The 9,183-nt window shown below is 46.0% G+C and carries 6 protein-coding genes and 1 pseudogene; 3 read left to right on the plus strand and 4 right to left on the minus strand.

What is annotated here, in order from left to right:
• Window positions 1–134: 134 nt before the first annotated feature.
• The 4 genes from RIE73_RS05870 to RIE73_RS05885 form a co-directional block, all read right to left on the minus strand.
• The gene (locus RIE73_RS05870; RefSeq protein WP_446400307.1) at window positions 135–377 is read right to left on the minus strand and encodes a hypothetical protein; all 243 of its coding nucleotides are present in this window, start codon (window positions 375–377) and stop codon (window positions 135–137) included.
• A 46-nt stretch (window positions 378–423) separates the two neighbouring features.
• On the minus strand, window positions 424–1,542 hold the full coding sequence (locus RIE73_RS05875; RefSeq protein ID WP_446400308.1) for an NAD(P)/FAD-dependent oxidoreductase: 1,119 nt from the start codon (window positions 1,540–1,542) through the stop codon (window positions 424–426).
• Window positions 1,543–2,016, minus strand: coding sequence for a photosystem II protein PsbQ (psbQ, locus tag RIE73_RS05880; protein ID WP_446400309.1), 474 nt, complete (start codon window positions 2,014–2,016; stop codon window positions 1,543–1,545).
• A gap of 532 nt (window positions 2,017–2,548) precedes the next feature.
• Window positions 2,549–3,220 carry a BON domain-containing protein gene (locus RIE73_RS05885; RefSeq protein WP_446400310.1) on the minus strand — a complete coding sequence of 224 codons (672 nt, stop codon included), beginning with the start codon at window positions 3,218–3,220 and terminating at the stop codon, window positions 2,549–2,551.
• 515 nt (window positions 3,221–3,735) lie between these two features.
• Between RIE73_RS05885 and treZ the strand changes: the two genes are divergently transcribed.
• From treZ to RIE73_RS05900, 3 genes and pseudogenes are all read left to right on the plus strand, one after another.
• Complete coding sequence (gene treZ, locus RIE73_RS05890) at window positions 3,736–5,547, plus strand: malto-oligosyltrehalose trehalohydrolase (protein WP_446400311.1); 1,812 nt, start codon at window positions 3,736–3,738, stop codon at window positions 5,545–5,547.
• A gap of 408 nt (window positions 5,548–5,955) precedes the next feature.
• A complete protein-coding gene (gene treY / locus RIE73_RS05895) occupies window positions 5,956–8,751 on the plus strand; it encodes a malto-oligosyltrehalose synthase (protein ID WP_446400312.1) in 2,796 nt (931 codons plus the stop codon).
• 12 nt (window positions 8,752–8,763) lie between these two features.
• Window positions 8,764–9,183, plus strand: a pseudogene (locus RIE73_RS05900) (zinc ribbon domain-containing protein); the annotation flags it as partial.

Raw genomic sequence — 9,183 nt, forward strand, 5'->3', positions numbered from 1 at the left:
TTGTCCTAGGAGTATCTTTCTCACGCTAGGTGCTAGGTTTTTTACAAATCCTGTCTTATTTTCTTGCACAACAGCCGCAGAACAACTGCCTCAAAGCCTTGAAATATAAGGGTTTCCGACTTGTGCAGCAAGCCCTAAATATTTTCCTGGATGTCGTTAATAATTAAGTCATCAACAAATGCCATGATTTGACTGGCAAAGAATATTTCTTTCTCATTTTCTAATACATCTTTGGACAAAACCGATATTTTATATACGGCAAAAAAATTCTCATAAGTATTACCTTTTTCGTTGACTATTCCCCCTTTGTTTTTGTTTTTTAGATAATCGAGAACTTGCTTTCCAAATAACTCTTGAATTTGCTCTGGTTGGTACACTTCGTCTTCACCGTCATCTTAAATAAATCAAGTGCTGCACTATATCCTAGGCGGCACAGATGATCCGTTGAATCTCTTGGGCGGTAGCTGGGGCGAGGAGAACACCGTTGCGATAGTGACCCGTTGCCAGCAAGACATTATCATAGCCTGATAGTTTACCAATAACCGGAGCAGGCTGTCCGTCTGGACGAGGACGTTTCCCTAACCAAGTACGAACCACTGTGGCTTGGGCTAAAGCGGGACAAAAGGCGATCGCATCTTGTTTCACTTGTTCGAGTAACGCAGGTTCTGCTACCACTTCAGCGCCATGAGGGAACTCAACCGTTGCCCCCACCCAATACTCACCGCCACCGATTGGCACAATATGCACATCATCTCCAGTAATCACAGGCTGGAAATCTGGCTTGCCGATTGTATTCGCTAGGCGTAATTGTAACGCTTGACCGAGAACGGGTTTCAGCTTAATCGAAGACGAGTGATCAAGTGGGGGTAGCAGAAAATTGACCAATTGCGCCGAACCTAGTCCAGCCGCAATCACCAGCCAATCTACTGCCAAGGTTTCCCTGTGTGTGTGTATTTGCGCTGTCTTCCGCAAGTTGAACCCATTAACAGGCATGGATTCTACTCCTTCCACACCAACGCCAAACTTAAAGGTTACGCCCCTTTGTTGGGCAGCAGCAACTAGGGCGTGAGTGAGGGCGGTAGGTTCAACTTGTCGGTCATTGGGAGAATAAATCGCACCGATACTATTCTCCAGATTAAGCTGAGGACAGTGGGATTGAACCTGATCAGTATTCCAAATTTCCAGTTGCCATCCTTGAGATTGGCGAATTTTGACTAAATTCTGCCAACGGGCTAAATCATCGTTCTCAAACGCCAGCATCAAGATGCCTTGACGGTTAAAGGGAATGTGATGCCCAGTCAAGGTTTCCAATTCCGGAATCAGGGTTTCATAGCGCTGCATACTGGCTTGGCGCAACTGCCATGTTCTTCCCTTAACTTTTTGACTAATTACACCCATCAAGACACCCAATGCTGCCCCAGTTGACCCTTGGGCGGGCGGTTGGCGATCTAGCACAGTCACCTGTAGCCCCGAAACGCCACTCAGTTGGTATGCGATCGCAGCCCCAACAATTCCACACCCAATGATGGCAACATGAGTCATTCAGGCAACTCCAGCTACATTACTGGCATCCGGAATCAGCTTTAAGAACCGATCAAAGTCGATTAATGCCTCTTGATAATTGTTGACCGCAAGTTGATAGTTGCGGTTTTCAGCAGCAGTGTTGATTTGCTGCAAATGTTCAAACAAGTCGTCTGCCGCTTCACTGGCTGCCTTTTGGTCTTGGGGAACCAATTGGCGCGTCAGATAACTCATGGTTCGCCGCAGGCTACCTAATGGACCATGAATATAAGTGCTGACATCAACCCAGTCACGGTCGTCAATTTTCGTTTTCAGAACGGGCATTTTTTCGCGCAGTTCCGAGAGGTTAGACACCGTGCGCTGAATCTGCTCAACCTGCTGACTCGTGTAAGCTGGGGGCGGTGCAGTTGCCGCAGGACTACCGCAGCTTACGAGACAGGTGGTCACCAACGCCAGCATCAACGCCAGAATGGAGCGATAACTTCTGATCAGCATAAGTTTCCTCGTATACAATCCTTGATCTTGATATAGACAAACCAATACATTGGGTTATAGCTCAACCCAAACGCTAATTCAGCCTAACTAGAGGTATTATAGGGGGTGTTGCCAATCTGAAGGGGTGACAAGCTAAGTTAAAGGTAGGCAGGGTATGGGGTGTGGGGTATGGGGTGTGGGGTATGGGGTGTGGGGTATAGGGTGTGGGGTGTGGGGAAAATCGGAAAGAAACACAAAAGCCCATCAATGAGGAGATAGGGTAAGGATTGAGCGTTCTCCACGCGAGCCAACGAATAAACAATAGAGTTTTTGGTTACTCCCTGAGTAAAGTTCAACACCAATAACATCTCCCCGATTTGGGACTGGACAATTCCCACAAATTGAGTATACTTAGGTTGTGTGTGTGAGGAAAAGGAAAAGGCGCTTGGGGTCGAAACACGGCAAGACTCCCAGGCGTCTTTTCTATAGTCGCCTTCTTTTACCCCATCCCCCACGTCTTGAGGTCGTAGAGAATCCAGTCGAGTTCACCCTTTTAGGCGTAACGGATAGAGAGTTGATCGACGACATTAATTACACCACTGGTATAAGCAGCAGTGTTGTAGGCGGCTCGCCATGCCGCCCAATTGGCAACCGTACCACTGAGGGTGACGACGCCATTGCTAACTTGTACCGTCACATTATCAACATTGACATTGAAATTGCGTTCTAAAGCGGCTTCAATGTTTCTGGCGATTACTTCGTCACTTAATTTCTCTGTCGGTACAACACCCAATTCGTTGATCACATCGATGACCCCGGTAATGCCGTAGGCATCCTCTTCCGCCTGGATTTTCTTCCAGTAATTATCGACAGTTCCGCCGAGAGTGACGACTCCTCCAGCAACACTGACATTAATTTTGCTGGAGTCGATGTTTGGCTCCAACATTATCACAGTTTTGATATTGGCAGCAATTTCGCTATCCGCTGGGACAGTTACGGTAGTAGGATACTGCACCCGCAGTTGGTTATTAACCTTAATAACTCCTGGCACCGTCCAAGCATCTTCTGCGGCGGCGACTTTGGCACGGTAGCTGGGTACTACGCCAGTCAAGACGGCTGTGCCATTATCAACAGTTACGTTAATGTCAGATGCCCGCACCCGGTCATCCCAAAGCAGTTGAGATTTCACTTGGTTGCTTAATTCGGGATCGGTTAGTAAAACCATCCTAAACTTGTACCTCTTGGTTATTAACTTACAATCAACGGGACAAAAACGTTGTATCCCTTTGCTTGGAAATCTGAAGCTGGGCGTCTATTGATTTATGACGTAATTTTGCCCAGAGAGAGTGATCAAGCAATCAACACTCTGGATTCATCCTGTCTTGCTTGATAGAGGATTAGCCTCTCTCTGAGGAGAGATCTAATTGTTACAAAAGCGTGTAACAGTTGTTACAACAATCTGGTCGAATTAAAAGGGTGGGCATTGTCCATCCGGCTTGTCTTTTTTATCTCCGTTTTGCTTACTTGTCTGGTTGAAGGGAGTCGAAAAGATCTGCCAGAGCAAGTAATAAAAGTCCAACCTCCTGTAAAATTACGCCAGATGTTAGAGTCAAAAGTTATGACCTGTGGGGTAATCTGATCAGGTACGGATGGGTCGCCCGTTGGCTGATTCCGAGTCAGGCGATCGCACGGCTAAAACCTTGACAAGTTTCTCAGACCATGCATTTACAGAGGGGTGATATGAAAATTGGCAGCAACTACCTGGGTAACGGTCAATGTGAATTCCGAGTTTGGGCGCCATTTCGGGACAGCGTCGCGGTTCACATCGTCTCTCCCCACGATCAAGTGATTCCCCTACAACAGGATGAATCGGGATATTGGCAGGAAACGGTAAACGCTGACCCCGGAACCCTCTATGTTTACCAACTTGATGGATCACTAGAACGACCTGATCCCGCCTCCCATTACCAACCTGAGGGAGTCCATGGTTCCTCTCAGGTGGTGGATCACCACTTTGACTGGACGGATGAGTCTTGGCAAGGAATTCCCCTCAAAGACCTAATTATTTACGAACTCCACGTCGGTACTTTTACCCCAGAGGGAACCTTTGAATCGATTATTCCTCGCTTGAGTTACCTTCAGGATTTAGGCATAACCGCGATTGAAATTATGCCCGTGGCGCAGTTTCCCGGAAGCCGCAACTGGGGATATGACGGGGTGTATGTCTATGGTGTGCAAGAGTCCTATGGGGGACCTGCGGGGTTGAAAAAACTTGTGGATGCTTGTCACCAGGCGGGGATCGCGGTCATTTTAGATGTGGTGTATAACCATTTAGGACCCGAAGGCAACTATTTGTGGGCGTATGGTCCCTACTTTACGGATCAATACCGTACCCCTTGGGGCAATGCGGTTAACTTTGATGGCGCTTATAGTAATGATGTGCGGAATTTCTTTATCCAGAATGCCTTGTACTGGTTAGATAAGTACCACATTGACGCCCTGCGAGTTGATGCGGTTCACGCGATTTACGATATGAGCGCTCAACCCTTTTTGCAAGAATTAGGGGATGCTGTCGCTAATTTTAATCGCACCACGCCAGTGCAACGATACGTCATCGCCGAAAGTGATCTCAATGACGTGCGCGTGATTAAACCCAGGGAAGACGGGGGATTTGGTCATGATGCTCAATGGTGCGATGACTTTCATCACATCTTGCATACCCTGTTAACGGGCGAACTATCGGGATATTACGAAGATTTTGGCAAAATTGAGCAGTTGGCAGTCGCTCTGCGCGAAGGCTATATCTATAGTGGACAATATTCTAGCTTCCGCAAACGCAACCATGGGAATTCAGCAGCGGATCGTCCAGCGGAACAGTTTGTTGTTTGTATCCAGAACCACGATCAAATTGGCAATCGACTGATTGGCGATCGCTTATCCACGTTGGTAGACTTTCCGGGGTTGAAGGTAGCGGCGGCGGCGGTATTGCTTTCTCCCTATATCCCAATGCTATTTATGGGCGAAGAATATGGCGAAGAGGCGCCGTTTCAGTATTTTGTTAGTCACAGTGATCCCGATTTAATTGAAGGTGTGCGTACCGGGAGGGCGGAAGAGTTTAAGGCATTTGGTTGGGACAATGCACCTGATCCCCAAGGCACAAAAGTCTTTGAGCAGTCAAAACTACAGTGGGAGAAGATAGACCAAGACAAATATGCCGTATTGCGGCGTTGGTACAAACGGTTAATTCAGCTACGAAAAGAAACCCCAGCTTTGGCTACACTAGATCGGCAGAATCTCAATGTATCGAGCTTGTCCCCAGAAAAGATTATCGTTATCCATCGCACGGCTGGAGATAGCCAAGTCCTCGGCTTGATCAACTTTGCTAAGGATGCAGTAACGGTTTCGCCTCAGATTCCCCCAGGGAACTTCTCAAAAGTGATTGACTCGGCGGATAAGGAATGGATGGGTGAGGGATCTCAACTCTCCCAACAGCTACAAGCTGGACAATCCTTAACCCTTGCTCCTCTGAGTTTTGCCTTATATTGTCAGTGACACTAGCCTCGGTTCAGTCGTCAGGGAGAGGCGTAATCCACCCAAAAGGGGATGTAAGCCCAGTCGAAATCATACCATTATCAACAAATAAGGTGTTGCCTAGAGATAATGCATGTATTGCTTGATTTGTCAATCTTGGTGGCTGATATCAAATTCGCTTTTGTCACCCCCCTTTCTCCCTTGAGGTACGTTTTCCTGGAAATCATCTGCCTTGGAGCCTTCCTGTCCGGTACTCTTGGTATTGCTCAGAGCTAATCCCTGTATAATTAACTAATGTTAAGCTATGATTTAAGCATTACGTTCAACGCCACTATCCTACGGTTTGACATCTTTAGTTAACAAGCAATTTTTAAATCTAGTCCCAGAGCCAACGCTCTGTCAGTTCTTTAACCCCTTGAAAAGCTTATGATGCGGATTCCCGTCGCCACCTATAGAATTCAATTTAATCCTGAGTTTACCTTTGAGTCAGCAAAAGCGATTATTTCCTACTTGGCAGAATTAGGAGTTTCTGACTTTTATGCATCTCCTATATTTAAAGCCAGAGCCGGTAGCACCCATGGCTACGATGTGGTTGATCCCAATCAAATAAACCCAGAACTCGGCGGCTTGGAGGAGTTTGAGTCTCTGGTTGAGGAGGCACAACAGCAAGGGTTAGGATGGCTTCAAGATATTGTGCCGAATCACATGGCGTTTGATAGTCAAAACCCCATGCTGGTTGAAGTCTTGGAGAATGGTCCCGACTCTCAATATAAAGACTACTTTGATATTAACTGGGAACATCATTATGAGGGCATTCGGGAGCGAGTCTTAGCGCCATTTTTAGGGAAATTTTGTGGCGATTGCTTAGAAAGTGGTGAACTCAAACTTCAGTATAACCAAGACGGTTTTACGATTAATTACTATGACCTACAGTTTCCCATTCGCATCGAATCCTACTCCAATGTCTTAACCTATGATTTGGCACGCATCCGGCGGATATTAGGCAGGAATCATCCCGATTTTGTCAAGTTTCTGGGCGCTCTCTATGCGTTAAAATACATTCCCTCTGGCGAAGAAGGAACGGAACGCTATGATCAGATTGGCTTTATCAAGAGAATGTTGTGGGAACTCTGGAATGATAGTGTAGAAATTAGAGAGTTCATCGACGAAAATATTCAAATCTTTAATGGGGAACCCGGAAAACCCGAAAGCTTTGACTTATTAGAGAAATTATTGGCTGAGCAGTTTTTCCGCCTTGCGTACTGGAAGGTGGGGAATGAAGAACTGAATTATCGGCGATTTTTCACCGTCAATGATTTGATTTCTGTTCGCATCGAAGATGAGCGGGTGTTTAATCACAATCATGGGTTGATATTAAAGCTGATTGAGGAACAGAAATTTAGCGGCATCAGAATCGATCATATCGATGGACTTTATGATCCGGCTCAATATTTGAATCGCTTACGAGACCATGCTTCGGATGCGTATATTGTGGTTGAGAAAATCTTAGAAGAGCATGAAGATTTGCCCCTAACCTGGCCCGTGCAAGGGACGAGTGGGTATGATTTCTTGAACAAAGTCAATGGTATTTTCTGCCATCAGCAGACTCAGCCGAAGTTTGACAGCGTTTACTATCGCTTTATCGGGAATTCCATATCCTATCAAGCCATCATAGAAGAGAAAAAGCGATTGATTATCGCCAAGCATTTGACTGGAGATATCGATAACTTAGCCAATTTACTCAAACGAATTTCTGGTCGATACCGATACGCCAGTGACTTTACGATTTATGCCCTGAAAGCCGCTTTGGTCGAAATTATGGCGCTGTTTCCCGTATACCGAACTTACGCAAGTCCAGAAGGCTTGAGTAAAGCGGATCGAGATTGTATTGAGTCTGTGATTAGCAAAGCCAAAGAAAATACGCCAATTTTCTTTAACGAACTGACGTTTATTGAGAAGTTTTTATTACTGGAAGTTGATGAGTCACTCAATCCAGAAGAAGCCGAACAATGGCGTTATTTTGTCATGCGGCTACAACAGTTTACCGGACCGCTGACAGCCAAGGGGGTAGAAGATACGGCGTTCTATATTTATAATCGTCTCATCTCTCTTAATGAAGTGGGCGGGAATCCGGGTGAATTTGGCGTTTCCTTAGATGACTTTCATGAGTTTAACCAACACCGCATCGCTTATTGGCCCCATACAATCAATACAACAGCAACCCACGATACCAAGCGGGGTGAAGATGTGAGAGCAAGAATTAATGTTATCTCAGAAATCCCCGGCGAGTGGGATAGTATGTTAAGGAAATGGCAGGAAATCAATGCGGTGCATAAGGATTGTATTGATGGGTTAGATATTCCTGATCCCAATGACGAATATTTTCTTTACCAAACCTTGCTAGGAACCTTCCCCTTTGATGAAGCGGATTTTCCTACGTATGTGCAGCGGATCAAAGACTATATTATCAAGGCAATCCGAGAAGCTAAAGTTCATACCGCTTGGTTGAAACCCGATACTAACTATGAAGAAGGGTTTATTCGGTTTGCGGAACGCTTACTCAAAGATATCCCTGACAATCCTTTTTTAGAAGCGTTCCTACCCTTTCAACGCAAAGTCCAACATTACGGCATTTTTAATAGTCTCTCCCAAGCCTTGTTGAAATTGACCTCTCCGGGTGTTCCTGATTTTTACCAGGGAACGGAACTGTGGGATTTAAGTTTAGTTGATCCCGATAATCGTCGTCCGGTAGATTTTGAACGGCGGCTGGCGTTAGTTCAAGACTTAAAGCAGCGCTACGAAACGGATAAGCTGGGTTTAGTTCAGGACTTGTGTCAGAGTCCAGAAGACGGTCGAATTAAGTTATTCGTCATCTATCAAGCCTTAAAAACCCGGCGCGAGTATTTAGAGTTATTCCAACGGGGAGATTACCAGAAACTGAGCGTTATTGGTAGTTTGAAGGATCATGTGGTTACGTTTGCCCGAGCCTGGGATCATACAACCGTGATGGTGATTGTCCCTCGGTTGTTAACGGGTTTAGTGAAGCCAGACGAATATCCCATGGGTGAACAAGTTTGGCAAGAAACCCGGATTTCTTTACCCTCGAGTGCGTCGTCTGTGTGGCGGGATGTGATGACGGGACAGGAAATTCAGGCGGATGGTGCGCTGTGGGTGCGCGATGTTCTCCGTGATTTTCCGGTGGCGTTATTGGTGCATGATAACTAATTCTATAAAACTTTGACTTTATTTGCTATACTTTTTAAAAAGAAGGGCTTTGATTGGTGCGTCAAACTGATCGGCTCGGGGGCGCCCAAGTTAGTTATCCCGCTCAAGTCCACCTCAGTAATCAATCAACGGTTAGCTCAGGGATGGCAGCTATCTAAAACGCTCCGCATGGGATTGAAGAAAGGGCGATTGTGGATTGATTTTATATTTGAGAAAGATCGACCTGCCTGGAAAACATCAGGTCAGGTAGTGGGGATGGATTCCAACTACAAAAACGGCGTCGTATTCAGTGACTCCCAGGTAGTTGGAGAAGATATTTATCAACGTATTCAAGAGTTTAAAAAGCGTCAGAAGCATACCCACGCCGAAATAAAATCTCGGTTGGGTCAGGCGCTGAAGAAAGTTGATTGGTCTTCTATAAAAGTTCTCAGT

It is taken from the genome of Coleofasciculus sp. C1-SOL-03 (genome assembly GCF_040220555.1).
In the GTDB taxonomy this organism is placed as follows: Bacteria; Cyanobacteriota; Cyanobacteriia; order Cyanobacteriales; family Coleofasciculaceae; genus Coleofasciculus.